This is a genomic window from Nereida ignava (genome assembly GCF_001049735.1).
Classification (GTDB): Bacteria; Pseudomonadota; Alphaproteobacteria; order Rhodobacterales; family Rhodobacteraceae; genus Nereida; species Nereida ignava.
In genome coordinates this window covers 1-25,288 of record NZ_CVPC01000013.1, presented here as the reverse complement: position 1 = coordinate 25,288, position 25,288 = coordinate 1, and the positions used below count along the sequence as shown (strand labels likewise).

The window sequence follows — 25,288 nt, the reverse complement described above, 5'->3', positions numbered from 1 at the left end:
GCAACGATACTTCTGCATGGGGTTTGCGCATAGGTATTTAATATTTGCAGTTGGCATGGTTCCTGCAGAACAGGCCAGCAAGAATACTTACTGGAGAAGCACATGTACGGCATTATTCGTTCAGGAATGGCAACTGCGATGCACGAGATTTCCGTGGTCTCAAACAATATCGCGAACTCAGGGTCTACTGGGTTTAAGAAAAGTGATGTGTCATTTTCGGATATTTATGGATCTGCGACACCCGATACTGTTGCACGTACAGCTTCTGGTTTTGGTAGTGCCATTTCCGATACGCGTCGTAACGACGGGCAGGGAACAATACTGTCGCGAGGGGGCGCTTTGAATGTTGCGCTTATCGGTTCGGGTATGTTTACAACATCTCCGCCTGATGCGGCCGGAGCAGCTTCTGCTGCTACGGTGTTTACACGAAATGGCGAATTTTCTTTGGATAAAGAAGGCTTCTTAAGGTCAGCTGACGGATCTTTCGTCCGCGGTGTTGTGGCGGGTGAAGGTGGGGAAGCCGGTACAGGCTTAAAAACTATTCAGATCCCGTTTACAGTCGAAGAGCAGAACCTAAGTCAGCTTGAAGTTGCCAGTGATGGGACGATTTCGGCTACGTACGGCAATAGTAACGTTGTTAACTCCGGTCAGCTTGCGATCGCCAACTTCTCAAATCAAGGTGGTCTGCGCAATATTGGTGCAGCGCGATTTGCGCAATCTGCACAATCTGGAGAGCCACTTTATGGAGTGGCGGGCCAAAGCGGCTTTGGTACAATTCAATCTGGTGCACTTGAGGGATCTAACGTTGATATTACTCAAGAAATGACTGTGATGATCCGCGCTCAACAGCAGTTCAGCGGCTCCGCCCGTGTGCTACAAGCGAACTCTGACATGGTGGAAAAGCTCACTCGTTAATTTGATTAACGTGGTGCTCATAAATCATCCTCGTTTGGTGCTGGCCGGTCTACGATCAGTTTGAAAGTGAAACCCAAAACACCGATGCCCCAGATGATTGCGACAAAATGCCAAGCGGTCAGACTTTGGAGAGGTATCAGTTTCTCTCCTGCGATTGGTATTGCCAAGATCATCAGTGCGGCTGCAAATAGGAAATATCTGATCACGAGGCACTGGCGACAAACGTAATTCTTTTTCTGGGGCTTTTTCACTTTATCTACCCTTTTCCCTTTGGTCTAATGCTTGTGACGTTAGCTAAATTGGTCGCTTAGTCAAACGGGCTTTATGAGTGGATTTATCTTAGGCGTGACTTAGCAATATTAAAATAGCTTGCTTTCTTTCCTATCTCCCAACTAGTGTCAGTTTGAGAGGTTAGGAGGCTGTAAATTGTTGCCGTTAACGCCGCTAAACATCGGAGCGCCCGGCGAAAGCGCGCCCTCACTGTTGGGACAAAACAGTGCTGTGTCTCGTACAGCAGGAGTTCCTACTCCGACGATGCGACAGACAGGCTTTGGCGTAACCGCGCCAGATGTCATGAATGCGGCTCACCATTACACGCCAGATCATCCCAAGGTTCAGATCTATCATCCTTCACAGGCACCCTCGGGCCAAACGACCGAAAATGCGTTGATGGCGAAGGCGTTGATGTCACAGCCTTACGCGCATTCAGGCGCTGCAACCAAAATAGCGCGTATTTCGAACATGTTTTTGGATGCGCCACGTTTTGGATCAGTTGTTAACCTGATTTCCTAAGACCTCGATGCAGCGCTTCAGATGCCGTCCAAAAAGCTGACGTCAACTTCGGGTAGTGTTTTGAGCCAATCGCCATCCTCGATCATATTCCAAGTCCATCCCGCAGGCACAGCCAAGTCAGGTTTTGCGCGGTACATGAAGATGAACGGCTTAAACTGTTTTATCGCCACTTCAGGAATAATCTCAGGCGTCTTCTGTCCATCTAGCGTAGAAGAGAAAAACCCTTTTATTTTGCGCGGTACGCCGCCTTTATCCACCGTTAGCTGATTAAACGAATAGGCTTGTAATATCTCGAAGCCATCTTCTACCTCAGCTTCCATAAGGTGACGCAAGTACCCCTCAGAAGTGTCAAGAACCATTTCTGCGGTGATGTCACTGTATCTGGCCGACAGCTCCGAAGCATATTTTGCGGCAAAGGCTTCAAGGCCTAAGCTTTCGGCCAAGAAACGTTGTGCGGTTAGTGAGCAAACAGCGGAAAAAACCCATGATGGACAGTAAAGTGACAACCAAACCTCCGTAGATGTGTCTTGACCCAGGCCATGATGTCACTGGTAGATTGTCATTATTTGATATGTGACCAAGCGTCAATCATGTCATCAATTACCTTCACACAGGCGTCGAGTTCGGCTTGAGGGTCAAGTTTCAGCGCACGTTGGACCTGTGATCGGCAATATTCATATATTTTGAAGAGATTCTCAGAGATTTCGCCGCCCTTTTCAAAGTCGAGGCTCGTTTGAAGGATGTAGATCGCTGTGAATGCTTTTGAGAACGTAACGTTGCGTTGTGCATCTTTTTGATTGATGCCTTGGAGCTTTTTCAAGCACCGAGATAGCTCGTTCAAAGTCAGTGCGATCATTTCGTGAGGGTCAGAGATGCCGGTCAATCCCGCACGCGTCGATTGCTTATACTGCTGCCGTGCAAATGCATAATTCATCTGTGTTTTCCTTTATTTCCTAATTAGATGAACGGCATAGCGCGAATTTAATTTAGCAAATTTTTATAATTACTTGCTGCTGTCAGAACCTTTGGAGAGATGTTTGGCATCAATGTAGTCAGTGAAGGGAATTCGGCATACAAGGTCTTCGTCCCCATTTCCGTTGAAGTGATGAACCTCTAATTGCAGGTCAAACTTTGCGTCAGCAGTGCCAGTTGCACTTGTGTATTTACTGCGCTTTGTTGCGATATTCATGATTAGCCTCCGGGTAGCGATACCAAGAAACTGCAATTTCGGTGCCAACTATTTTTGGAAAGCTGTCTTAGGTGATTATAAAAGACGTAATTTCGACAGCATGAATAAACGGATCATACCCCCACCTTGCAAGGTAAGTATTGATGGTTTGCTTGATGTCTTCTTCAAGATCGGCCCTGCCACTTTTTGACAGCAGGACGCTTTCATCAAGATCGACCGCGTTTTCCAGTATGAGCGGGCGCAACTGGGGCTCACGTTCCTCAAGCGTTGTGATCATCACATTAGCGGCGAGGGGGGTGTCGTATATTGAAACGGCGATTTCGAATGAGAACAGCTTTGTACTATTCGGGACGTTTCCGATGATTGTGGAAGGGTATGGGTAGTATTGAAAGTCAGGTTCTCCAAGGACCAAAGCCGGATCATCTTCGGCTGTAGCTTCGTCGCTCCGATCGTTGTCTGACTGTTCTTCTTCAATTTCAGCTGCTGCAGCTTCTTTCGCAACTTGAGCTGGATCTTTGAGGCGGTCTTGCTCGGGTTCAATTGTTGTGTGCCCGATCATGAATGCCAGCAATATCAAAACTGCCGGAAGGCCGTACAAGGCAAATGAGATGAGGTGGTTTTTCATTTAGATACTGCTCCTACTTCAGTCATAACGACGTGTCGGCAGGAACGTTAAGTTTCGGAGAGTCAATTTTTTGAGTGCCTTTTGATCGCGGCCGATCAAAGCATGACTGAATTTTGACTCTGTAAAATAGGTTAACCAAACGTTAGCAAAGTAAAAATAAATTAGTTAATATTTACAATTGGTTAATTGATTATCTCTGGTTTTTGCAAAAGTTTTTGCGCCCACGTGGTGCGCATCTGGCCCGCTTATTGCCTTTAGGATCCCGTAACTTGGAGATCTGCAATGACACCCATTTTGATAGAAGAAACCAACTTTGAGCATGCCCAACGGCTGAGTGCGATCGTTGCGTGTCGGAAGCTGGAGGTATCGTTGCTCGGCGCTGTTGAGAAGCCTGACGCGGGGGCAATCCTTGTTTACTCCTCTGAACATGAGGCCGAGTTGGGAAACATGCAGGCTCTGTTGAATGTCGCACGCGGCCTCAAACCACGCCTTGTTGTTGTTCTTGATTTCGGGGCAGAGGGCTTTGCTGTTGAAAGTGATCTGGGTGGAAAGGTGTTGCGGGTTGGTCTGCCTGACGCTGATGAGTTTGCGATGATTGTAGCGGCTGATATCATTTGTGCTGACATTGCGAATATGATTGCGGCAGATGCTGCCACTACAGATCTTTTATCGCTTTCGAGCCGCGTCGCTAAATCGGACGTCACTGTTTTCATTAATGGTCCTACTGGCACTGGCAAAGAGGTTCTCGCACGTTTCATCCACGACCGATCTGCGCGTGCCGATGCTCCCTTTGTTGCCATTAATTGTGCTGCAATACCCGAAAATATGCTTGAGGCTGTTTTGTTTGGGCACGAGAAGGGCGCATTTACAGGCGCATCCGTCGCCAACAAAGGCATTTTCAGAGCAGCTAACGGCGGCACGTTATTGTTGGATGAGATTTCCGAAATGCCTCTTGGTCTGCAATCTAAGTTGCTGCGGGTTTTGCAAGAACGAAAAGTAACGCCGCTTGGTGCACAAGGCGAAATTGACGTCGATGTTCGGGTTCTGGCAACAACCAACCGTGATATGCCGGCCGAGGTTGCCGCTAACCGTTTCCGTGAAGACTTATTTTACCGTTTGAACGTGTTCCCCATCGCGACCCAATCGCTTAGCGCCCGCCCACTGGATATTCTGCCAATTGCTGTTGCGCTGTTGCGTAAGCATGCAAATAGCCTTGATGACATGCCCTGGATTGCTGAGGATGCGCGTCAGCTTTTGGTCGAACACGACTGGCCCGGCAATGTGCGTGAGTTGGAGAACGTCGTTCAACGCGCACTTGTTCTTCAGCACGGCGGTGTAATCCGCTCCGAAGATATCATCATTGATACACTTCCAATGACACATTCGATGCCAGCGCCCCAGACACCGCACCCCGCGTTGAGCCGTTTGAATGCGATGGGAGGATAGGCCGATGACGCAAGTTGGAGGACTAAAGTATCAGGTTGATCAAACGCATCTTCAAAGTCTCAAGAAGATGCAAGATGGCATGGAAGGTGTGGGCAAGCCTGTTTCTGGTCCGACATTTTCCGAACGTCTGGCTGATGGCCTCAATGACGTGGCCTCAGCGCAGGGAGAGGCGTCAAAAATGGCGCGAGATTTCGAATTGGGTCGCGAAAATGATCTGTCAAAAGTGATGGTCAGCCAACAAGTATCCTCGCTTGGATTCCAGTTAACGTTGAACCTGAGAAATAAGGCGCTCAGCGCTTACAAAGATATAATGAATATGCCGGTTTGATTTTCGGTCTGACTGATGAGCACGCTGGATAAGGATTACTATTGCTATGGCAACTAACACACAGACAATTGACGGCACAGCAACCGCATCTGGTGGTGGAGGTACAAGTTTGGTGACCTCGCCAGGCAATGTTTTGCAGACCGTTCGCAACGTGACACAGCAGCCAAGTTTTCAACGGGCGCTGCCGATGATCGTCTCTGTGGTGGTGATCGCAGCGTGTTTGATTGCCGTGGCACTCATGCAAAAACCAGCGAGAACAACCTTGTACGCCTCCCTTCCTGAAACAGAGAAGGCACGGATTTACGACGCCCTCACGAATGCGGGTGTGGATGTGACGCTTGATCCTACTACAGGTGACGTCATGGTGCCTGCCGACGATTATCATAGCGCGAGGATTCAACTCGCGGCGCAAGGCTTGCCGCAATCTGTACCAGATGGCTACGACACGCTGACCGATATCCCGATGGGCACATCGCGTTCTATCGAAACGATGCGTATCAAGCAGGCGCAGGAAGTAGAGCTTGCGCGCTCCATTACTGAAATTTCAGCTGTTCGATCTGCCCGCGTGCACTTGGCATTGCCAGAGCGGTCGGTTTTTGTACGTGAACAATTGCCGCCCACGGCATCCGTCTTTTTGCAGCTCGATAATGGCCGCGCAATGGATGAAAATCAGGTTACTGCAATTGTAAACCTAGTGGCTGCCTCCGTGCCAAGCATGGCAAAAGACAACGTTACTGTTGTGGATCAAAGCGGACGCTTGTTGTCAAAGGCGCCTGATGATCCGTCGTCCATCCTGACTGATAACCAGTTACAGTACAGAATGCGTCTGGAAAATATTTACCGCTCACGGATTGAGACACTTGTCACTCCGATTGTCGGACCTGGAAACGCGACTGCACGTGTGAATATTGATTTTGACTTTACACGTCGTGAAGTGACTGAAGAAAGCGTTGATCCCAATGGGAACGCATTGCGCAGCGAACAAAGCACGAAAGATATCACTTCGAAAAAACAAGCTATGGGTGTACCAGGTGCTTTGTCCAACACAGCTCCAACTGAAGCAGAGGTTTTGGTCGAACGCCCAGATCTAGCTGAGGTGAATCAAGATGACATTAGCACTCAGTCATCAAGCGAAGTTCGCAACTATGAGGTGAGCCGAAAAGTTCAGACAACTCAGCAACCCACGAACCGCATCGTTCAGATCAACGCTGCCTTGTTGGTGCGCGATCAAAAAGTTCTTGATTCTGAGACGGGCGAAATGGTCATGCGACCCGTCGACCCGCAGGTTCTTGAAGATATCCAAAACCTTGTGACCAGTGCCATCGGCCTTCAAACGGGTCGTGGTGATACGCTCACAGTCAAGTCGCAGCCGTTCGTCAATGAACTCGAGGGTGTTGAAGTTGACTGGTATGAGGCTGCTTGGATTGAAAACCTTGCCAAACAAGTCGGCATGATTTTGATGTTGGCTGTCGTTTCGCTGGGCGTCATTCGCCCTCTACTCAACCGCTTGCTTGTGCCAGCAGGTGGGAGTGTAGTCGCCCAAGGTGGGCTGTCAGATGACGAGGCTGAAGCAATGGAATCTGTCGAAGTTGGTGCGGGCGAAACCTTGGAAGACATCAAGGCAAAGCTGAAGCCGAAGAAAGCCAATATCTCGGTTGAGATGCTGGACACGGCTAATACCTATGACGACAAAGTAGCACTCATTCGCATGATCGTCTCGGATGAGGCGGGCCGTGTGTCTAACGTGTTCAAGCAAATGATGCAGAAAGATATGGACCTAATCGGCTAAGGCCGGGGTCATGTGAGGGATACTGATATGTCAGATGCAACTGCACCTAATCCAGACGAAGAGAGCCTTGTTGACGCGCTTACGGGCACCCAAAAATCAGCGATCTTGATGATGCTTTTGGGCGAAGATGAGGCGGCTGAAATCCTCAAAAACCTCTCGCCTCGTGAAGTGCAGCATTTGGGTGGCGCAATGTACTCTGTGCAAGGTGTCGATCAAGATACCGTCAATGCTGTATTGGATGAGTTTTTGAATGTGATTAAGCAGCAAACAAGCTTGGGGCTTGGTGCAGGAAACTACATCAGAAACGTACTGACCAAAGCACTTGGCGGAGACAAAGCGCAATCCGTACTAAGCCGCATCACACCAGCCTCCTCAGAGCGACCTATTGAGATTTTGGATTGGATGGATGCGCGATCCATTGCCGAACTCATCATCGACGAGCACCCCCAAATTGTTGCTTTGATCGTCTCCTATCTCGATTATGGATTGGCCGCCGATGTACTGGGTCTGCTGCCGCATGACCTTCAGCCGGAAGTGGTGCGCAGGATTGCGACCCTGGAGACTGTTCAGCCTGATGCTGTCCGCGAGCTTGAGCGTGTGATGCAGCAAAAATTCCAAGCCAACACGACCCTTCGGGCCTCACAAATTGGTGGTGTGAAGGCCGCAGCCAAAATTATGAACTTCACTAAAACCGCGATGGAGCAGCGGATCATGAAGGACATCAAAAAAGAGAACAAAGACCTTATGCAGTCAATTCAAGACAGCATGTTTGTCTTTGACAACTTGGTCATGTCCGATGACCGTTCGTTGCAGACACTGCTGCGGTCTATTGATACTGAAATTCTTGTTATTGCACTTAAGGGTGCAGACGAAGTTCTTCGTGAAAAGCTGTTCGGATGTATGTCGACACGTGCGGCTTCAAACATCAAGGATGAGATGGAGGCCCTTGGCCCAATGCGTCTAACTGATGTGCAGGAAGCGCAAAAACAGATCATCGCGGTTGCACGCAAAATGTCGGATGAGGGAACAATCGTTCTAGCCGGTCGCGGTGGGGATGAGATGGTATGACCGGAGAATTTATCCCCCACCAAGGGGCCATCCATGCGGATGAAATTGTTCAGGGTGTGCCCCTTAAACAATCAGAGATTTCGCGTTTCATTCGAGCGATTGATGCGGAGGGTTATCAAAAAAGTGACAACACTCTGGTCAAGCCAGAGGGAGCGTTTAAACCCAAAAGTCTTCTGGATTTAGCCAAAGAAGCTGCTGAGCGAGAACCGGTTGTGGTTCCTGAACCCAGTCAGCCAAAAGCTGACAATGTAATTCCCGAAGCTGCGCCAGAAACACACGACGCTGATCCGCAACCGCAAGATGTGAGTGATCTTGCTGGGCGTGATGCCCTCGTTGAACCTGAGATCACCGCACCGTTGGATGCACAACCAAGTTCGGACGTTTCAGATGCGACTACCTCATCGGAGGGGCAAGAGAGCGAAATACCCGAGATTGGGCCCGCCGAACCCACGACAGAGCCGCTGCCGCAACCGGTATCTACAGAAGACTATGAGGCCGCGAAAGCGCAGGCGTATGAACAAGGACTTGAAGCTGGCAAGCAAGAAGTGCGCGATCAGGTTGAAGCAATGATGTCCCATGCACTGGGATTATTGGAGCAGACGGTCGAGGCGTTTGCTGAACAAGCAGATGGGGCAGTGGAAGAACTCGCAACAACAATTGAGCAGAGCGTAAATAGCTTGGCGTCTTCGCGTGCCGGTGCTCAAATCGAAACCACGCCAACGGCATTTGCAGCCCGTGTTCAAAAGCTTGTTGAGCGCGTCAAAACGGCGACAGACGCACCGATCATCCGGCTGCACCCGAGCGATGTTATGGTTCTGAGGCCGGTGCTGGAGCAATCGAGTGCGCTGCTAAACCTACGTTTGGTAGGCGATGAAACACTCCAACGTGGTGATGTCGACTTATCACTTGAAGGGGTGAGGCTGACAGATGTGCTTCCCCGTATAGAGTCCGTCCAAGCTGTTATCGAGTATGTGCCGCTTACCCTTGCAGAGGATGCTCTACACGGAGCAGCGGGTACTGCCGAGGCCGATCTGGCGGAGCAGCATCCACCGACACCGACATCAGAAGCGGACGCTGATCTGATTGGGCCACAACTACCCGATGCGACAGAGGCCAATCCCCGTGACACTTAACGCAATAACAAAGGTCCGAGAACGTGTTCAGGATATGGGGACTGCGCCAGCCATAAAAGCCTCGGGATTGGTCACAAGATTTGACGGTCAAGTAATCGAGTGCGACGGCTTTCCTGTCACGGTTGGCTCTATTTGTCATGTCCATATCATCGATCAAGCACCGGTCGAAGCAGAAATTATCGGCTTTCGTGACGGAAGAAACCTTGCGTTTGTTTACGACCAGTCGGCTGAAATTGAAGTTGGTGCATTGGTTACTGTTCTTGGGAATGGCCGTGATGTGGAGGTCGGGGACGCGCTTCTTGGTCGTGTTATTGATGCGCAGGGTAATCCGCTCGATAATGGTAATCCGCTTCGGCTTAAGGAAACTTGGCCGCTTCATGGAAAGTTGACGAACCCGCTCAATCGCAAACCAATTTCGCAGCCATTAGATGTCGGCGTGCGATCCGTGAATGCGTTGCTCAGTATCGGTCGCGGGCAGCGTGTTGGTATCGTTGCGGGGTCCGGCGTGGGTAAATCCGTTCTGTTGTCGATGATGACGCGTTTTGCTGCAGCCGATGTGATTGTTGTCGGACTGATCGGAGAGCGTGGCCGTGAGGTGGCCGAGTTCGTTGAAAAGTCGATGACGACGGAAGCGCGCAGCAAGATTTGTGTCGTTGCTGTTCCTGCTGACCGAGCGGCGCTTTTGCGCATTCGTGGTGCAAACCGCGCTACGGCGATTGCCGAATATTTCCGTGCTCAGGGTAAGGACGTACTGCTTATCATGGACTCGCTCACACGTGTCGCGCACGCGAAACGTGAAGTGGGCCTTGCATTGGGTGAGCAACCCACCGCAAAAGGTTATCCGCCGTCCGTTGTGTCGATGATCCCAAACCTGATTGAGCGCTCTGGCGCCGGTGCTGTTGGTGAAGGGGCAATCACATCGATTTATACTGTTCTCGCCGATGGTGATGATACCACCAACGATCCAGTGGTTGATACAGCGCGGGCGATTTTGGATGGCCATATCGTTCTGTCGCGCAAACAAACCCAACTCGGTATTTATCCCGCGGTGGATTTAACCGCGTCTGTCAGCCGTGTGATGAATGAAATCACGTCAGATAAGCATCAAAAAGCCGCGGTGAAGTTTAAGCGGCTGATCTCAGTTTACATGGAAAATCGTGATCTGATGTTGATGGGAGGCTACGCGGCAGGACAAGACCCCGAGCTTGATCTTGCGATAGCACTTTGGCCTCAAATCACTGCCTTCATTAAACAAGCTGCAAACGAGCCAGCCACATTCGATGCGGCGACAAACGATCTAGTCGCATTGATGGATGTTTGATGATGTCTCACAAAGCCCGCCTTTACGAATTGATGATGAAGCGTGAAAAACTCGCAATGCGTCAAAAGTCCGACGTTCTTATGGGGCTGGTCGAAGATAGAACGCGTTTGGCTGATCTGGATAGTCAACTTTCGGAACTTCTTGCGGAAAGTACAAAAAAGTCCGGACCGCTGAGTGTATCTGCGCTTCGCTCGAAAGCATTTTACGGACGTGAGATGGCGCAGCAACGGGAATTTGCGGTAAATCGTTTGGATTTCCTGGCAGTTGAAATTGAAACTGCTCAGGCAAAGCTGTCTCAGGCCAAACAAAAAGAGAAGATACTAGCAGAACGTGCAGTGTCCGAGCGCCGGGCCTTTGCAAACGAAATTGATGAAAAAGCAGAGCGACTGCGCAACCTGCGCCGACCTGTGCAAAAAATGTGATGGACTTGGCATTGAAATTGCTCCGATGCGATCTGAGCCAGTTTAACCTGAAGGGTCTTTCATGAACGGCGTAGGCGCTAATATCGAACACACACCTTCAAAAGGTAGTGGGTCCAAGCTGTCTTTAGGTGAGGTGGGCTTGACGTCTCCTGTTAGTGAGGGAGCGAACCTCTTTGACGAGATGTTGGCGCTAGACGAGGTTGAAGGTGCTCATGAGGCTCCGCAGGTGTCGGTTGATATGGCCGTGACGGACTTGGAGTCAGCGCACGCGGAAGGTGACGTTAACAAGGACAACGCGTTGAGCGGTGCAGAGCTGGAAAACTTGGTGGTCTCTCAATACCCTCCAACATTGCCGGAAGGCGAAGTATCTGTTGAGGGCGATAACGGCCCCTCCGCAGGTCTGACACCAGAGATTGAGACTACGCCTCTAAATTTTTCAGACGTTACTGAAAGTGTCGAGCCGCAAGAAGCTTCGCAAATGAGCGAGGCTGAAAATAAAGACTTTGACACGTCCAGCGAGCATGTGGATGCACCACAAACCGAACCGCACAGCTCCGACGTTGAAATTGATCCGATTGCGGGACTTGCGACAGCGGCCGTCGTTGACGAGCCTGTTTCATTGCCAAGCGGTGCCGCATTGCAAAATCCATTGAAGCGCGCCGAGACGGCTATTGCGCGCGCAAGGGCAGCGACGGATGACGATAGCGGAGAGGGAGGTTTTGGACGAAACGCGTTAGCCGGTATTCCAGCAACCTTAGACGGTGAGCAATTACTTGATGAGGCAGAGCACCCCATTCCGCTTGCGTTTTCCCAGTCAAAAACTTTTGAGGGGGCGGGCGATGACAACAGACCTAGGCCTGTCGCACCCAACTTCGGCACGGCTGAGCCGGTTGTAGAAGCCACCAAAGACAAAGCGATCTCACCACCTAGTGATCTTGCAAAAGCTCCTGAGGCTCAAGCTGCGGATGCCACAAAAACAGCCGTCATGAATGACGTTGTGGATGCTGATGACGCTCTCTTAGTTGTTCAGCGCATGGGCGCAAAAGGCACACAGATACCGTTTGCTATGAGTGAGAATACACCTGATGCAGAACTGCAAACGATGCCAGAAAGCAAAACTGCAGAGGGCGATGTGAAAACCGATGTGACCAAGATTAAGCTAACGCTTGATGGAGATTTCGCGCAAGATGGATCGATCAAGGCAGAAAGTGACCAGAAACAGCCTACTGGTGTAAACGTTTCTGGTCCAAGTATTCTAGAGATGAAGGGCCGCGATTTACTGCAAGCCTCAACCACGCAACCTGAGACGCAACAGCTTGCGGCCAAAGATGTCCTGCCAAAAGCTGCCCTTGCGTTAAGCTTGCGTGATGCGCAGTGGGGCCAGCGGTTGGTTGCACAAATACAAAAGATGCATACCGAAGGATCTGCGCGCTATGAGATTTCACTGCGCCCCAAAAACCTGGGGGACATGAATGTGACTTTGGAGGTGCGGGGTGAAGAAACCCAAGTCCGCATTGTGACTGAAACAACAGCAGCTTCTCGCGTTTTAATCGGGGCGGAAAACAGGCTTTCACAGATGCTCGATGCTGCTGGCTTTAAGCTGTCATCACTGAGCGCGTCGATGGGGGCGAGCTCACACCTTGGCAATGGTCAAGGTCAGTCATCATCTAAACACAAACAACATGACATGCCTGGAAAGAGCAAAATGCGACAGGGAGCAGCGCCTGAAGTTACTGCTCATCGCACAAATGCTACTCAGTCCGGTGCTGTGAATGTCTTAGCCTAATTTGGGAGCGACAAGATGTCCGACGAAACAGAAGAACCAAAGAAAAAAAGCGGCCTCGTTAAGATACTAGGCTTTGTTTTTGCTGGTATCCTACTCATCGGGATCGGCCTTGGTGCAGGTTTTTTCCTCTTTGGGGGCTCGTCTTTGACACCCAGTGACGAGATTGAGCAAATCATTGAGCGTAAGCTTAAAGAAAGTGGTCAGTTGCCCGAGGATGAAGAGGCCGAAGAAGACGCCGAGGGGGAAGGCGAGCCGCGACCAAACATCAAAGAAGTTCCCGAAACCGATGCTTTCGTGACTACGTACTTCGAGTTTGATGGCAACTTCACAACCAACTTGCGCAACTCCAGAAAGTTTCTGCAAGTAGGCGTCGGGGTTTCAACCCAATACGATGAAAGTGTCATTGAGCACGTCGAAACGCACCAACTTGCTTTGCGCTCAGAAATTTTGGGTGTTGCGAGTGAGTTTAGTGAAGAAGACATTCAAGGCAAAGCCGGTCGTGATCTACTTGCGGCGCGGATGACAGAAGCTATCAACGCTAAATTGGTGTTGCTTGAAGGCTTTGGTGGTATCGAGAACGTCCATTTTACGTCGTTTATGCTACAGTAGAGCGTATAAGAATGGCTTCTTCAAAAAAACTTACCTCAGACGAGGTCAATGCACTGATCGATGGGTTGGGCGACGATAGTGACGCGACTGTCGTTGGTGGCAGTGACGGGTCGGTCGAAGTGCGGCCTTTCAGCTTCGGTTCTGATGACTTGTCGCTGCTTGGTGATTACTACGCTTTGCGCATGATCAATGAACGCTTTTGCCGATTTGCGCGCAGCGTATTTTTGCCCATGCTGCGTGTTCAACCAAGAATTTCATCTTTCCCTCCCGAGGTGAAAACTTTTGATGAGTATTCTGCTGACTCCGAGAATTTCATGAGCCTAACCACAAGTCGGATGGAGGAGTTGCGCGGGAGCAGCCTGCTTGTCGTTGCACCTGCATTTATCTCGCTTTTGACGAACTCATACTACGGAGGCACGGCGGTCCGCTCTTTACGCCGTCCTGTAGGTGAGTTCACAGCCACAGAGCAGCGGGTCATTGAGATTGTGACAGAAGGTTTGATCAATTCGATGCAGATGGCATGGCGGGATTTGACAGCAGTTTCATTCACTGTCCAAGGGCATGAAGAGAATATGCAATTTGCGTCATTTGTGGACAATAGCGAGACGGTGATTGTTTGTACGTTTCTGGTTCAATTGCCTGGGAGTGAGCCGGCCACGTTTGACATTATTTATCCACTCCAAACCCTTAAACCCATTGCCTCACTTCTGCGTTCACGCGTGCAGTCAGAGTTTATCGATGATGATCTTTCTTGGCGCCAAAAATTGGAGCGTGCCATTTTAAACATTCCACTTACGGTAACTGCGGAGCTGGCCAAGCCCAAGGTGTCTTTGAGAAACCTCATACGACTGCAAAGTGGTGATACTTTTCCAATCCAGATTGCTGATGGGGTGAAGGTTCTTGTTGAAGGGAAAGACATCTTCAAGGCCGAGTTGGGGCAGGTTGGGCCCCAAGCCGCGCTTCATCTAAATGAGAGAATTAAGTCGAAAGACAGTGAATAGGAGGGGCAGGTCATGTCCGACGAGATCGATAACACCGAGAATAGTGATGCAAGCAAGCCTGAGCGTGCGGGCAGTGAAAACCTGCGTGTTCTAGAGAACATTGAAGTTCAAATGACCGTTGAGGTAGGGCGCTCTGAAATCACAATCAGAGACTTGCTCCGCTTGAGTGAGGGGTCTGTGCTTGAACTTGAGCGCCTTGCTGGAGATCCGCTCGACATTTTGGTGAACGGAACGATGATTGCGAAGGGCGAAGTTGTGATGGTCGGTGAACGGTTCGGCATTCGGTTTGGTGAAATTGTTGAACCTGAGAAACGCGTCGAAAGCATTTGATCCTTCTAGCAATAGTAAGTGTCAATTTATTGGCGTCAGACTTAAGCGGCGAAATTTACCCTATTCTAAATAGGGCTTTTGAAGCTTAATCACCACTTGGCATGTATATTGCCTCTATGTCGTGTAGACCAAATGAGGCGCGACATGACAGATATTCAGCCCTATCAAATCGTTGTTGTTTTGGCTTTTCTGGCCGTTCTTTTTGCGGTTCAGATTTTTCTGAAATATGGTCGTATGCCGCAAAATCAGATGCGTAGCGTCGATCGTCTACGTTTGGTTCAACAGATTTCTATCGGCCAAAAAGAGCGGCTCCTTTTGGTGTCTGTGGATAATGAAGAGTTTTTGATTACATGTCCCAAGCATGGTCAATTGAGCGTCGTACCTGTGCATTCGGGCCGGTCAGAAGCGGAGGCGCAACATGCTTAAGGCGCTCTCTTTTTCGATCCTTTTGTTGCTAAGCGCAGCCTCATCTACGGCGGCGCAAGGACTAGATTTGTCGGGACTGCCTGCACTTAATTCAAGCACGAGCCCTGATGGTGAGATGACGTATTCGTTGTCGCTGCAGATTTTGGCGCTTATGACAGCTCTTACCTTGCTGCCGTCACTGGTCTTGGGCATGTCATCATTCACAAGAATTATCATCGTTTTATCTATTCTCAGGCAGGCGTTGGGAACGCAACAAACGCCACCCAACCAGGTGTTGATCGCGATCGCCCTGTTTTTGTCTTTGTTCATCATGCAGCCAACGTTGGCAGAAATTTACGACACAGCGTTATCGCCATTTTTGTCAGAGGCGATCTCGGCACAAGCCGCGGTTGATCGGGCTGCATCGATTATGAAAGACTTCATGCTGCTGAACACTCGCAGTGACACTCTTTTGATTTTCTCGGATATGGCGGGCGCGGAACCGTACGTGAGTAATGACGATGTGCCGTTCTCAACGCTCTTACCCGCCTTCATTACGTCCGAACTAAAGACCGCCTTTCAAATTGGGTTTTTGCTGTTCTTGCCATTCTTGGTGATTGATATGGTCATTGCATCGATCTTAATGTCGCTCGGCATGATGATGTTGTCACCAATGTTGGTCTCATTACCTTTCAAGCTCTTGCTGTTCGTATTGGTCGATGGGTGGGCAATGACTGTTGGCTCTTTGGCTGCAACGTTTATGAGTCAATGATCAGCCATGGATTTTGACAACAACATCGAATATCTGCGCCTCGCCTTTTGGCAGATCATCCTTGCTTCGGGGCCGATTTTGGGCGTGGCTTTGGCTATTGGTTTGCTGATCGGGATTTTGCAGGCAGCCACGTCGATTAATGAAATGACACTGAGTTTTGTACCAAAACTCATATTGGTGCTTATGACGATCGCCTTGTTGTCTAGCTTCATGATGACAGAACTAAGCGATTATTTTGCGTTCATTTTTGAAGAAATCGCAGCTACAGGACGCTAGCCGAATGTCTTCTGTTTCCATAGCAGGGTTGCCAGGTATCCCATTACAATCACTGATAGACGTGTTTCTTCAGATATTTTTCGTGACCCTTAGAATGGGCGCTTTTTTGATTTCTTCCCCCTTTTTCGGATCGCGTATGGTTCCTCTTCAGGTGAGGATTGTGTTCTCTGTTGTTTTGGGCTTGTTCGTAGCGGCTCAGGTAGAACTTCCCGAAATTTCTGTTCTGACGTCTTTTTTGGTTATTCCGCTGCTTTTGCAAGAACTGGCAATTGGGTTGTGTGCAGGGCTGACGCTGACGATTATTTTTGCATCTGTTGGGTTGGCCGGTGAGAAGATTGCTGCCACGTCGGGTTTATCATTTGCAATTCAGGTTGATCCGTCCGGCGGCGGCCAATCGCCAGTTTTAAGCCAAATGCTAACCCTGTTCCTGCTCGTGATATTCTTTGCGTTGAATGGCCATATGCTGGTCCTTGCGATTATGATAAATAGCTACACGCTGGCGCCCATCGGTGAGCCGCTGGTTTATCAAATTATGATCCAAACAGGTATTGATGCCGCAGGTCTAATGTTTGCTTTCGCTGCAAGCATCATGCTGCCAATCGTAGCGGTTCTGTTTATCATCAATCTCGCCATCGGGATTATCACCAAGTCCGCGCCGCAGTTGAACCTGTTTTCGTTTGGCTTTCCGATTACGATTTTAAGCGTGTTCGTGTTGCTTGTATTTTCTGTAACGCCAATCGCTTGGGCTTTTGCGGATTTGCTTGAAGATATCGTTTCTATTTTGAACACATTGACCGAAGGGATGGGCAATGGCTGAGGTTGATGATGACAGTCAGGAAAAGACCGAGGACCCGTCGCAGCGGCGTTTAGAAAAAGCGGCTGAAGATGGTGAAGTCCTTTCCTCCAAAGAGATGTTTGTATTCGCAACAATGGCGATGGGGATCGCGATGATCTACGCGTTGTCGAGTTTTATCCCTGCGCAGATGGGACATTGGAGCGTGTTTTTTCAATTCGGCTCACTCGACAAAATGGACACACAAATATTGACCCGTTTGGGTCACGGCCTTTGGGTCTTTATTGTGGTATCTGCGATCATCGGTGCACCTATGCTGATTGCTGTGCTGGCAACTCAGGGCGCAATTGGGGGCGGTATCGGTTTTGCGTCCAAGCTACTGATGTTCAAGGGCAATAGGATCAACCCATTGAGTGGCTTGAAGCGTATGTTTTCGATGCATGCATTGGTTGAGCTATCAAAGGCGATCGCAAAGGTCTGCTTGCTAGGGGTGGCTTTCGTTGGCGTGATTTGGATATATTTGCCCACATTGCTGCATCTTACAGAAGCCAGTCTATTGGGTGCACTTGACGAGATTTTTTGGGCAGTGATGGCAGCACTTGCCGCGTCATTGATTGTATTGGCAGCCATTGCTGGTCTTGATTTGGCCTATTCATGGCACACACACATGCAAAAACTACGCATGAGCCGGCAAGATATTAAGGACGAGCACAAGCAGACAGAAGGATCACCGGAAGTTAAATCACGCATTCGTCGTCTCCAAATGGAGGCTAGCCGGCGGGCGTCTGAACAATTTGCTGCGATAGAAGATGTTGCGGGGGCAACAGCTGTTATTACCAACCCGACCCACTTTGCTGTAGCATTAAAATATGTGCCTGGAGAAACACGCGCGCCAATTATCCTTGCGATGGGTGGTGGGGCTATGGCGGAGCGGATCATCAGTAAAGCTCAAGAGCATGATGTGACAGTTTTCCGCAGTCCGCTGTTGGCACGGGCCCTCTACTTTTCAGGGGAAATTGGCCAAGAAATTACAGATGGTGTCTACACGGCTGTTGCGGCTGTCTTGGCCTATATTTTCCGACTGGACAGGGGAGAAACTCCCGAAGAGCCTTTGGTCGAAATCCCGGGCGAATTGCAATTTGACGAGCATGGTAACACCTTGGGCAAGGAGAAATAGCAATGTCTGGAAAGCGCACTCGTAGCCTTGGAGAAACGATTTCAACGGCAAGCTTCTTCGGCATGTCAGTATGGCTGATGCTGGAAGCGCTTTCTCTGATTGGTGTTGTGTCAGTGCTGCAAGTTTTTGGCCTGTTCGTGGCGTCTTTGATGTGTCTGCTTGGCGGGTTGCGTTTTATAATTGTGGATATCGTTGCGGCATTGAAGCGGAGGTTCCGGTGAATCGAAAACAAGCTTTCGTCGCCTGTGGCCGGTGTAAACATTACTTCGTCACCTTCGATCCTGCGCGGCCCCATGGATGTAAGCGGTTTGGGTTTAAGTCCACTCATTCGCCGAGTTTAGAGGTTTTTGGGGCAACTGGCACGAAATGTGCTCTGTTTGTTGAGAAATTTCCACGCTCAAACCGTGCGACACAGAACAACGTCAGGAGACAGGAATGAGTACCGACAGTAAGTCCGTCGAAGAGGGCATCAAAATCGCGCTGGATGCGGCAGACGCTGCTACCAATGTCACAGATGAATTTGCGCGTATCAAACAAGACTATTCTTCCGTGGAGGATGAAGTGAAAAAACTTTATCGAAATGCAGCGATTATTTTCGCAAGTTCTGCCGTTGCCAGCCTGATCGCCATTATTGTTGCATCAATGATGTACTACCGCACAATCGAGGCGATGGAGACAAGCAACAACACATCGCTTGAGGCGTTGGTCATTTTTGCTGAAAACGTGGATAAATTGGCACTTGCGACCGCATCACTTGACGAGTCGATGGCGGCACAAACTGAAATGTCCCAGACAATTGCAGATGCCCAAGAGGCGCTTGTACGTATCGAGGAACAGCAGCGTGACGCGAGTACTAAAACAAGTGAACAGTTGACGGAATTGGGCGAGACAACATCAGCTGTGGTATCGCAATTTAGCGGCGCAATGCTCGAGCGCTTCGATACTGACTTCACCCAACACACTCAGGAAATGGCAGAAGCGTTCGCGAAACTGGATGCCGCCCAAGCAGATCTTGCTGCAAGTATGGCAGTAGCTTCAGGTGGTGGTTCAATTGAGATGGACCCTGCGCTTGATATGAAGCTTGAGACAGTCTTGATGTTGCAGAAAGAAATTTCGGCAAAGATTACCGCAGCCAATAATCCGCCACAAAAAGCTAGATCACCTGCACGGACGGCGCCAAAGCCGAAGCCCGTACGCAGGACTGATCCACCAATTTCGTTTCCCTAAGACAAGCGTAATTGTGGAAAGGCCGCCACATGGAATTTGAGCAATCTCAATCTGATGCTGATACACAAAGCGCTGCTACTGCCAGCAGTGTGCCCCAGCTTTTGAAGATGCAAAAGAACGGGATGGGGCGTTTGGCCGTCTCTCACCGAATGCGCGAAGGCGATATTCTTGTCGCCATCGATGGTGATTTATTCTTAGGAGACAACGAGACCCTCAAAGAGGTCTTCAAAGATCACGACCCAACGGAGCCAGATATTGCGTGGTTGATCACCTTTTGGCGGGACGGCGTCTTTTTCAACGTCTGCTTTAGTGGACCGCTCAGAGCCAAATTTGATTTTGTGACGCCCGAAGAGGCCTTGCCAGTGCTTGAGGGGTATAAAGACCTAAAGTTCGGACCCATTGAGGGTTACCAGAACTACGAGGTGTTTAAGGATCTACACCGTAATGCGGGCCTGCATGCAACGTCTGAGGATCCACTGGCAACCTATATGCCTCTGTTTTGGATGCTCAACCACCGGCTTTATTATCCAATGCTAGCCATCTCGATTATTTATGCTGCAACGTTCATTACACATCCGCTGATCTTCGTTGTCGCATACATAATGACTTGTATCTACGTGAAGCGGGCGCAGTTAAATTTACTTCGATCTTATCTACTGTTTGAAAATAAGTTTTATTGGTTCGTTCTGGCAGCCCAAACCGAGATTGAGGTGATGGCCAAGTGTCGTGAATTGGACCCGAAAATTCGGTTTGCCTACGAGAAAGAAAAGCCAGTTCGCAAATTAAATCGCCTTGAGCGTAAAGAGTTGGCTGAACGACAGGCGAAGAATACCGATAGCGTCTAGCTTGGCCACAAATAGATCAATTAAGTGAAATAGTCGTTATTCGCTAAACACTTTTTGGTTGCTGCCGTTAAAGCAACCAGGGGGTAGCCATGCGCACGAGCTTTTTTGACAGTTTTTCGATGGTGGAGTTGCCTCGCCAAACGGTTGGGCCGCTTGCGACCATCTTGGAAGCTGGGTCCGACACAGACCGCCTTGTGTTCTTGGAATATGGCGCTGCAATTGGCTCGGACAAAATGAAGTACGGCGATGGTCATGCTCTGAACTTCAAAGAGTTTTTGGCGGGCTCACTTTATTTCACATCGATCTCATCACAGAGCGTCTGCCGGGTGATCTACATTCCGCGTGATTACATTCGCGAAGCTCTTTGCCGTGAAAATGCACTAACGTGGACGGTTGCGCGATGCGTCGCCACTGAACATCTAGCTCTGCAGGGAGCCGGTTGATTGGATAGTTTGTATGCAGCGCCTGTGCGAAACTTGTTGTCTAATGGAGAGGCGCTTGAGCTGATCCACTCTGAAGTGCTGTTCATTAAAGATATGCCGGTGAAATCGATTTTCTTGGTTGTTTCGGGGGCTGTGCTCGTCTTTTCTGATGATGGATCGCAGGTACGCCGATGCGTTGGACCACAGCAAATCGTTGGCATCTATGACGCGCTAGCATGTGGTTCTTGGCGAGGCATTGGTGTCGCGCATGGCCGCGTAGAACTTATCGCCTTTAACTTCGAAAACCTACAAAAGGCTCTAGATGAAATTCCGCAGGCACACCGTGTTCTACTTGATGATTTGTTTGCCGCTTAAGCCAATCCAGCCACGGCAGCAGCGCGGCGGCGTTGTACGGACGAAGGAATACTCTGCATATCGCGGTATTTAGCGACCGTCCTGCGGGCAAGTTTGATCCCGTCCTTCGCCATGATAGTTACGATCTTGTCATCGCTGTAAGGCGCTGTCGGAGGTTCAGCATCGATAAGCTTTTTGATTTTGTATTTGATAGCAGAAGCTGCTTCGGTGCCGTCTTCGCCGTTTCCTTGAAGTCCAACACTGAATAGGGCCTTCAACCTGAAAGTGCCTTGGGGTGTTGCTATCATAAGGCCTGATGTTACGCGTGATACGGTGCTTTCGTGCACATCAATAGCTTCCGCGATGTCACGTAGGACGAGGGGCCGCAACGCTTCAATTCCCTTGTCCAAGAAGTCTTGTTGGCGCCTTACAATTTCAGCACCGATGGCCAATGTGGTCGTGTTACGTTGGTCAATGGCGCGGCGCAGCCAGTTTGCATCCGCAACACGTTCTGACATGAATTTTTTGTCCTCATCGTTGCGAACCGATTTCAGTGCAGTCTGGGCGTAGTCACGGTTGACTTGCACGCTTGGCATCGTTGTCCGGTTAAGATCGACTTTCCAGCCATCCGGTGTGGCGCTTACAATGAGGTCAGGTGCGCGAATTGGCGTGCTGCCTCCGTCAAACAGGGTCCCGGGCTTGGGATTAAAGCTTCGCAACATCGAGACCAGCTTGCGCAATCGATCTTGGGATACTCCACAAGCGCGCTTGAGCGCCACAAGGTCACCCATCGCAAGGAGGTCTAAATTAGCGAGCAGTTTATCGAATTCCTCACAGTGCGTGCCATTCGCAATCGCTTGTAGTGTCAGGCACTCCCTTAGTGATCTTGCAAAAAGGCCGGCGGGCTCAATCGTTTGCAACTTTGCTAACACTTGGTGGGTAATATCTTCGGAGACACGCAGCATCTGTGTAATTTGCTCGACGCTTTGCCCCAACCACCCAGATGGCTCTAAGGCTTCGGCCATTGCGTAACCGATCATGCGTTCTTTCGGGTCATCAAGAAGCTGGTCAATCTCTTGGCAGACATATGCATAAAGTGAGGGGGGCGTATCTTCGACCGTCGAAGCGATTAAGTCCCAGTCTTGCTGTGCGGTGCCCGATGACTTGCGATCCCCAAGGTCCAGCATGCTCGTGTCAAACGTGTTTTCCATCCCCTCGTTAGTTATGGGGGTGTCTGAAGACGCCTCGCCGGATTTAATATCAGTGGCTGCGGGGCTTGCGGTTTGCTCCGGTGTATCGGGCGCCGCAGAGGGAGTTTCATGTTGGTTTGGCGTTTCAACTTCAAGGAACGGGTTTTCAGTCGATTGCTCCTCAAGGAATTGCCCCAACTCGAAGTTGTTCATCTGTAGCAGTTTGATTGCCTGTTGCAGCTGCGCTGTAATGACGATCGACTGCTTTTGAGTGATATTCTGCGACGCTGTAAACTTCATTTTGAAACCTCCACGGCCAGCGTTAACCAAATTTTAATAGTACCAAAAGTTTCGAATTTGACACTTGCCTGTTGGGAAATTGACGGCTGTTAACCAATAATTAATCAAACAAGGGCCGCGTAGGGCATTTTGAGCCCTGTCAAAAAGCGGACGTTTTGGATTTTTCTGAGTGTCACGGAGTTTCGTTCATCCGCGCGCCCACAGATCCCCCTGAGTCGTACGCAAACTTTTTTCTAAACAATTCTGAATTTCGTCGTTTCCCTATTCAGGAGCCAATCAGAACCGGCCGCCAAGGTAGCGAAAAACACCTCTGCGTTCACTCAATTCTGGTCACAAACTAAGGAGTCTTGCGAAATGACTGTTATCAATACAAATACCGCGTCCATCAACGCTCAGTATAACTTGAGCAAAGTGAACAAGGAGATGGAATCTGCCATGGAGCAGCTTTCATCTGGTAAGCGGATCAATTCAGCGGCTGACGATGCTGCGGGTCTCAGCATTGCGACCCGCATGGAGTCGAATATTCGTGGCTTAAATATGGCAGTCAAGAATGCAGCTGACGCCCAATCGCTCATAGATACCGCCGAAGGCGCAATGGGCGAGCAAACAAATATTTTGCAGCGCATGCGGGAACTGGCAGTACAATCTTCTAACGCCACCAATAGCGTTGCAGATCGCCTGGCGCTTCAAGACGAAGTGACTCAATTACGGACTGAACTTGATCGCATTGCGTCAACTACGTCATGGGCTGGTGATAATCTGCTCAATGGGGACTTTCTATCAAAGACCTTTCAGATTGGTGCAATGGCATCTGAATCCGTGTCCCTGTCAATTGCAAACCAAAGCTCGGGTTATCTGGGTGTTTATCGCTTCGATTCAACCGCCCAAACCCAAGGAGTTACCGATGCAACTTCTGATAAAATCGTCACTGACTTTGATATCTTGGGTAAAGATGGTGCTGCGGAAGCAGCCTTTGCAGCAGGTTCAACCGCGAAAACTATAGCTGCCGCAGTCAATGCTGACTCGTCTGGTACGGGCGTCACTGCGGAAGCAGTAACAAAGGCACGCATTAGTCTGGACGCTGTGCCTACCTCAACTGTTACTTTCAACCTAAACGGCGGAGGCACTGCGGCAGCCGTCTCTGCGACTGTGGTGAGCAACACGGACCTAACGTCAGTGCTTGATGCAATTAACGCTTTGTCTGGTACAACGCAAATTACTGCAACATTTGATGGTACCGATAAATCTAAGTTAATACTGTCAGATGCTGACGGCGACGATATCTTGATTGAAAATTTCTCAGATACTGGAACTGCTACAAACTTGACGGTGGAAGCTGGTAATTTTGATGGAACCTCTTGGGAGACTGGAGTGGATGTCATTTCTGCAGCCACTGGTGCTAACGACGCCGTTGTAAGCGGCGTTGTAAGAATGGAATCGTCTCAGGCATTCACCATCAGTGATCAAGAAGCAGCTGCAGCTGATAATACAGCGGTGACTGGATATTTTGGTAGCGGTAATGCTGGTGGCACAGCAACCCTTTCAGCTGTTTCCTCGTTAAGCATTGCTACAACCGCCGGTGCACAATCAGCAATTTCTGTAATTGATGGCGCACTGGGGCGAGTAAACGAAGTGCGCAGTGAGCTAGGTGCAATTTCCAATCGTCTCGACTACACAATGTCCAACCTTGGAAACATTGTGGTGAACACTGAAGCTTCACAGTCGCGTATCGAAGATGCTGACTTTGCTAAAGCAACTGGTGATCTGACCAAAGCTCAGATCATGAGCCAAGCGGCCACAGCGATGCTTGCGCAAGCAAACTCGTCAAAGCAAGGCGTACTAAGCTTGCTGCAAGGTTAAGAGTGAACGCAATAATCAGAAAAGGCCCACGCTTGCGGGGGCCTTTTTGCGTGAACGATTGACGCGTGTGCGTTGTGCAGATGCATAGATACTTAACATGAATGTGGCGATGCTTTGCGCAGATGGGGAGATACTAGAGCGCCTTAGTGAGATGCCAGATGCGCTGTTCACACATCTTTGACGCAAATTTGTTGAGTTTTTGTTACAATTTTTGAGAGGGGCGGCGGGGTAGTAAAAAGCGTGCTGCAAGCGCTGCGCCGTGATTCTGCCAAAACTGGTTGCGGTTGGTGATTACACGCGGCGCTCCGTTGCGCAAAGCGTTATGAGCGATTGAGCGGGTGCGTGATTGTAGTGCAGCGGTTCCCGCTGCGACACATTCGGGCCATGGTTCTCCGCGGGGTGGTGCCGTGTAATTGTCTTGGCCCCCTAAAACTGTGCCACTATTTGTTGACTAAGGGAGTGACAGAGAATGGCACGGAAACGGTATTCAGATGAGGATGCACTGAAGTTATTGCGCGAGATTGATGTTCATTTGCATGATGGGTTGGATGTTGTGGGCGCGTGTCGCAAGGCGGGTATTTCGGACAAGACCTATTACTATTGGCGCAAGAAGTTCGGTGGTCTAGGGCGACCGCAGCTCTCAGAAATGAAAGCACTGAAGAAGGAAAACGAGCGGCTGAAGAAAATCGTTGCGGACCTCCAACTGGACAAGCTGATCTTGAAAGAGAGCCTCGATTATTTAAAGCCGAAGGCCTGACGGTTGATGGGTTGCGTCAGGCCGTAATCCATACCCGCCAAAGACTTGATACGTCAGAACGGCGCACATGTGCGGTTCTCGGCGTCTCGCGTTCTGGCTTGCATTACAAAACGAAGGTTCAAGGTGATGACGCATTGCGCTTGGCCATGATCCGCC

The 25,288-nt window shown here is 49.8% G+C and carries 31 protein-coding genes; 25 read left to right on the top strand and 6 right to left on the bottom strand.

The window, feature by feature from the left end:
* The first annotated feature begins 102 nt into the window (after positions 1 to 102).
* The gene (locus NIG5292_RS10780) at positions 103 to 915 is read left to right on the top strand and encodes a flagellar hook-basal body protein (RefSeq protein ID WP_048599554.1); all 813 of its coding nucleotides are present in this window, start codon (positions 103 to 105) and stop codon (positions 913 to 915) included.
* Between the two features lie 17 nt (positions 916 to 932).
* Here the strand turns inward: NIG5292_RS10780 and NIG5292_RS10775 are convergent, their stop codons facing one another.
* Positions 933 to 1,166, bottom strand: a complete 234-nt coding sequence (locus NIG5292_RS10775; RefSeq protein WP_048599553.1) for a hypothetical protein — start codon at positions 1,164 to 1,166, stop codon at positions 933 to 935.
* A gap of 175 nt (positions 1,167 to 1,341) precedes the next feature.
* Between NIG5292_RS10775 and NIG5292_RS10770 the strand changes: the two genes are divergently transcribed.
* On the top strand, positions 1,342 to 1,707 hold the full coding sequence (locus NIG5292_RS10770; RefSeq protein ID WP_158441661.1) for a hypothetical protein: 366 nt from the start codon (positions 1,342 to 1,344) through the stop codon (positions 1,705 to 1,707).
* 17 nt (positions 1,708 to 1,724) lie between these two features.
* Here the strand turns inward: NIG5292_RS10770 and NIG5292_RS10765 are convergent, their stop codons facing one another.
* The 4 genes from NIG5292_RS10765 to NIG5292_RS10750 form a co-directional block, all read right to left on the bottom strand.
* Positions 1,725 to 2,150, bottom strand: a complete 426-nt coding sequence (locus NIG5292_RS10765) for a hypothetical protein (RefSeq protein ID WP_143081970.1) — start codon at positions 2,148 to 2,150, stop codon at positions 1,725 to 1,727.
* A 119-nt stretch (positions 2,151 to 2,269) separates the two neighbouring features.
* Positions 2,270 to 2,641 carry a flagellar export chaperone FliS gene (locus NIG5292_RS10760; protein WP_048599550.1) on the bottom strand — a complete coding sequence of 124 codons (372 nt, stop codon included), beginning with the start codon at positions 2,639 to 2,641 and terminating at the stop codon, positions 2,270 to 2,272.
* Between the two features lie 69 nt (positions 2,642 to 2,710).
* Positions 2,711 to 2,896 carry a hypothetical protein gene (locus tag NIG5292_RS10755; protein WP_048599549.1) on the bottom strand — a complete coding sequence of 62 codons (186 nt, stop codon included), beginning with the start codon at positions 2,894 to 2,896 and terminating at the stop codon, positions 2,711 to 2,713.
* A gap of 67 nt (positions 2,897 to 2,963) precedes the next feature.
* On the bottom strand, positions 2,964 to 3,521 hold the full coding sequence (locus NIG5292_RS10750; protein WP_048599548.1) for a flagellar basal body-associated FliL family protein: 558 nt from the start codon (positions 3,519 to 3,521) through the stop codon (positions 2,964 to 2,966).
* Between the two features lie 282 nt (positions 3,522 to 3,803).
* On the opposite strand from NIG5292_RS10750, the gene NIG5292_RS10745 reads away from it, so the two are divergent.
* The 21 genes from NIG5292_RS10745 (at position 3,804) to NIG5292_RS10645 (ending at position 21,046) form a co-directional block, all read left to right on the top strand.
* Positions 3,804 to 4,967, top strand: coding sequence for a sigma 54-interacting transcriptional regulator (locus NIG5292_RS10745; protein WP_048599547.1), 1,164 nt, complete (start codon positions 3,804 to 3,806; stop codon positions 4,965 to 4,967).
* A gap of 4 nt (positions 4,968 to 4,971) precedes the next feature.
* Positions 4,972 to 5,295, top strand: a complete 324-nt coding sequence (gene fliE / locus NIG5292_RS10740) for a flagellar hook-basal body complex protein FliE (protein WP_082136692.1) — start codon at positions 4,972 to 4,974, stop codon at positions 5,293 to 5,295.
* Between the two features lie 46 nt (positions 5,296 to 5,341).
* Positions 5,342 to 7,084, top strand: coding sequence for a flagellar basal-body MS-ring/collar protein FliF (gene fliF, locus NIG5292_RS10735; protein ID WP_048599546.1), 1,743 nt, complete (start codon positions 5,342 to 5,344; stop codon positions 7,082 to 7,084).
* Positions 7,085 to 7,111: 27 nt separating this feature from the next.
* Entirely contained in the window at positions 7,112 to 8,152 is a 1,041-nt protein-coding gene (gene fliG / locus NIG5292_RS10730) for a flagellar motor switch protein FliG (RefSeq protein ID WP_048599545.1), read from the top strand.
* Entirely contained in the window at positions 8,149 to 9,285 is a 1,137-nt protein-coding gene (locus tag NIG5292_RS10725) for a FliH/SctL family protein (protein ID WP_048599544.1), read from the top strand. Before fliG ends, NIG5292_RS10725 begins: the two co-directional genes overlap by 4 nt.
* Entirely contained in the window at positions 9,275 to 10,606 is a 1,332-nt protein-coding gene (locus NIG5292_RS10720) for a FliI/YscN family ATPase (protein WP_267884465.1), read from the top strand. The genes NIG5292_RS10725 and NIG5292_RS10720 overlap by 11 nt, the downstream gene beginning before the upstream one ends.
* 35 nt (positions 10,607 to 10,641) lie before the next feature.
* Positions 10,642 to 11,028, top strand: coding sequence for a hypothetical protein (locus NIG5292_RS10715; protein ID WP_143081969.1), 387 nt, complete (start codon positions 10,642 to 10,644; stop codon positions 11,026 to 11,028).
* A 61-nt stretch (positions 11,029 to 11,089) separates the two neighbouring features.
* Positions 11,090 to 12,814, top strand: a complete 1,725-nt coding sequence (locus NIG5292_RS10710; protein WP_048599541.1) for a flagellar hook-length control protein FliK — start codon at positions 11,090 to 11,092, stop codon at positions 12,812 to 12,814.
* 15 nt (positions 12,815 to 12,829) lie between these two features.
* Complete coding sequence (locus NIG5292_RS10705) at positions 12,830 to 13,423, top strand: flagellar basal body-associated FliL family protein (RefSeq protein ID WP_048599540.1); 594 nt, start codon at positions 12,830 to 12,832, stop codon at positions 13,421 to 13,423.
* 11 nt (positions 13,424 to 13,434) lie between these two features.
* Positions 13,435 to 14,424 (top strand): flagellar motor switch protein FliM, encoded by a 990-nt coding sequence (fliM, locus tag NIG5292_RS10700; protein WP_048599539.1) that lies wholly within the window; start codon positions 13,435 to 13,437, stop codon positions 14,422 to 14,424.
* Positions 14,425 to 14,436: 12 nt separating this feature from the next.
* Positions 14,437 to 14,754 carry a flagellar motor switch protein FliN gene (fliN, locus tag NIG5292_RS10695; protein WP_048599538.1) on the top strand — a complete coding sequence of 106 codons (318 nt, stop codon included), beginning with the start codon at positions 14,437 to 14,439 and terminating at the stop codon, positions 14,752 to 14,754.
* Positions 14,755 to 14,898: 144 nt separating this feature from the next.
* Positions 14,899 to 15,180: a flagellar biosynthetic protein FliO gene (locus NIG5292_RS10690; RefSeq protein WP_048599537.1), complete on the top strand. Its 282-nt coding sequence runs from the start codon at positions 14,899 to 14,901 to the stop codon at positions 15,178 to 15,180.
* A complete protein-coding gene (gene fliP / locus NIG5292_RS10685) occupies positions 15,173 to 15,931 on the top strand; it encodes a flagellar type III secretion system pore protein FliP (protein ID WP_082136690.1) in 759 nt (252 codons plus the stop codon). The genes NIG5292_RS10690 and fliP overlap by 8 nt, the downstream gene beginning before the upstream one ends.
* Before the next feature lie 6 nt (positions 15,932 to 15,937).
* Positions 15,938 to 16,207, top strand: a complete 270-nt coding sequence (gene fliQ / locus NIG5292_RS10680; RefSeq protein ID WP_048599536.1) for a flagellar biosynthesis protein FliQ — start codon at positions 15,938 to 15,940, stop codon at positions 16,205 to 16,207.
* Between the two features lie 4 nt (positions 16,208 to 16,211).
* The gene (fliR, locus tag NIG5292_RS10675; protein WP_048599535.1) at positions 16,212 to 17,024 is read left to right on the top strand and encodes a flagellar biosynthetic protein FliR; all 813 of its coding nucleotides are present in this window, start codon (positions 16,212 to 16,214) and stop codon (positions 17,022 to 17,024) included.
* A complete protein-coding gene (locus NIG5292_RS10670) occupies positions 17,017 to 18,177 on the top strand; it encodes an EscU/YscU/HrcU family type III secretion system export apparatus switch protein (RefSeq protein WP_048599534.1) in 1,161 nt (386 codons plus the stop codon). Before fliR ends, NIG5292_RS10670 begins: the two co-directional genes overlap by 8 nt.
* Positions 18,178 to 18,179: 2 nt before the next feature.
* Positions 18,180 to 18,398, top strand: coding sequence for a hypothetical protein (locus tag NIG5292_RS10665; RefSeq protein WP_048599533.1), 219 nt, complete (start codon positions 18,180 to 18,182; stop codon positions 18,396 to 18,398).
* A gap of 214 nt (positions 18,399 to 18,612) precedes the next feature.
* Positions 18,613 to 19,404, top strand: a complete 792-nt coding sequence (locus NIG5292_RS10660) for a hypothetical protein (RefSeq protein ID WP_048599532.1) — start codon at positions 18,613 to 18,615, stop codon at positions 19,402 to 19,404.
* Between the two features lie 29 nt (positions 19,405 to 19,433).
* Complete coding sequence (locus NIG5292_RS10655) at positions 19,434 to 20,249, top strand: hypothetical protein (protein WP_048599531.1); 816 nt, start codon at positions 19,434 to 19,436, stop codon at positions 20,247 to 20,249.
* A gap of 89 nt (positions 20,250 to 20,338) precedes the next feature.
* Positions 20,339 to 20,692: a hypothetical protein gene (locus tag NIG5292_RS10650; protein WP_048599530.1), complete on the top strand. Its 354-nt coding sequence runs from the start codon at positions 20,339 to 20,341 to the stop codon at positions 20,690 to 20,692.
* On the top strand, positions 20,693 to 21,046 hold the full coding sequence (locus tag NIG5292_RS10645) for a cyclic nucleotide-binding domain-containing protein (protein WP_048599529.1): 354 nt from the start codon (positions 20,693 to 20,695) through the stop codon (positions 21,044 to 21,046).
* Here NIG5292_RS10645 and rpoN read toward each other — a convergent pair.
* Positions 21,043 to 22,515 (bottom strand): RNA polymerase factor sigma-54, encoded by a 1,473-nt coding sequence (gene rpoN / locus NIG5292_RS10640; RefSeq protein ID WP_048599528.1) that lies wholly within the window; start codon positions 22,513 to 22,515, stop codon positions 21,043 to 21,045. The two genes, NIG5292_RS10645 and rpoN, sit on opposite strands and share 4 nt — an antisense overlap.
* A gap of 354 nt (positions 22,516 to 22,869) precedes the next feature.
* Here rpoN and NIG5292_RS10635 point away from each other — a divergent pair, with 354 nt between their 5' ends.
* Entirely contained in the window at positions 22,870 to 24,375 is a 1,506-nt protein-coding gene (locus NIG5292_RS10635) for a flagellin N-terminal helical domain-containing protein (protein WP_048599527.1), read from the top strand.
* 469 nt (positions 24,376 to 24,844) lie between these two features.
* Positions 24,845 to 25,132: a transposase gene (locus tag NIG5292_RS10630; protein WP_048599526.1), complete on the top strand. Its 288-nt coding sequence runs from the start codon at positions 24,845 to 24,847 to the stop codon at positions 25,130 to 25,132.
* The last annotated feature ends 156 nt before the right edge of the window (positions 25,133 to 25,288 follow it).

Bases quoted from the DNA above. Each gene is read 5' to 3' on its own strand.
- NIG5292_RS10780 (WP_048599554.1), top strand. From the start codon at position 103: ATGTACGGCATTATTCGTTCAGGAATGGCAACTGCGATGCACGAGATT.
- NIG5292_RS10760 (WP_048599550.1), bottom strand. From the start codon at position 2,641: ATGAATTATGCATTTGCACGGCAGCAGTATAAGCAATCGACGCGTGCG.
- NIG5292_RS10755 (WP_048599549.1), bottom strand. From the start codon at position 2,896: ATGAATATCGCAACAAAGCGCAGTAAATACACAAGTGCAACTGGCACT.
- NIG5292_RS10750 (WP_048599548.1), bottom strand. From the start codon at position 3,521: ATGAAAAACCACCTCATCTCATTTGCCTTGTACGGCCTTCCGGCAGTT.
- NIG5292_RS10745 (WP_048599547.1), top strand. From the start codon at position 3,804: ATGACACCCATTTTGATAGAAGAAACCAACTTTGAGCATGCCCAACGG.
- fliE (WP_082136692.1), top strand. From the start codon at position 4,972: ATGACGCAAGTTGGAGGACTAAAGTATCAGGTTGATCAAACGCATCTT.
- fliF (WP_048599546.1), top strand. From the start codon at position 5,342: ATGGCAACTAACACACAGACAATTGACGGCACAGCAACCGCATCTGGT.
- fliG (WP_048599545.1), top strand. From the start codon at position 7,112: ATGTCAGATGCAACTGCACCTAATCCAGACGAAGAGAGCCTTGTTGAC.
- NIG5292_RS10725 (WP_048599544.1), top strand. From the start codon at position 8,149: ATGACCGGAGAATTTATCCCCCACCAAGGGGCCATCCATGCGGATGAA.
- NIG5292_RS10715 (WP_143081969.1), top strand. From the start codon at position 10,642: ATGAAGCGTGAAAAACTCGCAATGCGTCAAAAGTCCGACGTTCTTATG.
- NIG5292_RS10710 (WP_048599541.1), top strand. From the start codon at position 11,090: ATGAACGGCGTAGGCGCTAATATCGAACACACACCTTCAAAAGGTAGT.
- NIG5292_RS10705 (WP_048599540.1), top strand. From the start codon at position 12,830: ATGTCCGACGAAACAGAAGAACCAAAGAAAAAAAGCGGCCTCGTTAAG.
- fliM (WP_048599539.1), top strand. From the start codon at position 13,435: ATGGCTTCTTCAAAAAAACTTACCTCAGACGAGGTCAATGCACTGATC.
- fliN (WP_048599538.1), top strand. From the start codon at position 14,437: ATGTCCGACGAGATCGATAACACCGAGAATAGTGATGCAAGCAAGCCT.
- NIG5292_RS10690 (WP_048599537.1), top strand. From the start codon at position 14,899: ATGACAGATATTCAGCCCTATCAAATCGTTGTTGTTTTGGCTTTTCTG.
- fliP (WP_082136690.1), top strand. From the start codon at position 15,173: ATGCTTAAGGCGCTCTCTTTTTCGATCCTTTTGTTGCTAAGCGCAGCC.
- fliQ (WP_048599536.1), top strand. From the start codon at position 15,938: ATGGATTTTGACAACAACATCGAATATCTGCGCCTCGCCTTTTGGCAG.
- fliR (WP_048599535.1), top strand. From the start codon at position 16,212: ATGTCTTCTGTTTCCATAGCAGGGTTGCCAGGTATCCCATTACAATCA.
- NIG5292_RS10670 (WP_048599534.1), top strand. From the start codon at position 17,017: ATGGCTGAGGTTGATGATGACAGTCAGGAAAAGACCGAGGACCCGTCG.
- NIG5292_RS10665 (WP_048599533.1), top strand. From the start codon at position 18,180: ATGTCTGGAAAGCGCACTCGTAGCCTTGGAGAAACGATTTCAACGGCA.
- NIG5292_RS10660 (WP_048599532.1), top strand. From the start codon at position 18,613: ATGAGTACCGACAGTAAGTCCGTCGAAGAGGGCATCAAAATCGCGCTG.
- NIG5292_RS10655 (WP_048599531.1), top strand. From the start codon at position 19,434: ATGGAATTTGAGCAATCTCAATCTGATGCTGATACACAAAGCGCTGCT.
- NIG5292_RS10650 (WP_048599530.1), top strand. From the start codon at position 20,339: ATGCGCACGAGCTTTTTTGACAGTTTTTCGATGGTGGAGTTGCCTCGC.
- rpoN (WP_048599528.1), bottom strand. From the start codon at position 22,515: ATGAAGTTTACAGCGTCGCAGAATATCACTCAAAAGCAGTCGATCGTC.
- NIG5292_RS10635 (WP_048599527.1), top strand. From the start codon at position 22,870: ATGACTGTTATCAATACAAATACCGCGTCCATCAACGCTCAGTATAAC.
- NIG5292_RS10630 (WP_048599526.1), top strand. From the start codon at position 24,845: ATGGCACGGAAACGGTATTCAGATGAGGATGCACTGAAGTTATTGCGC.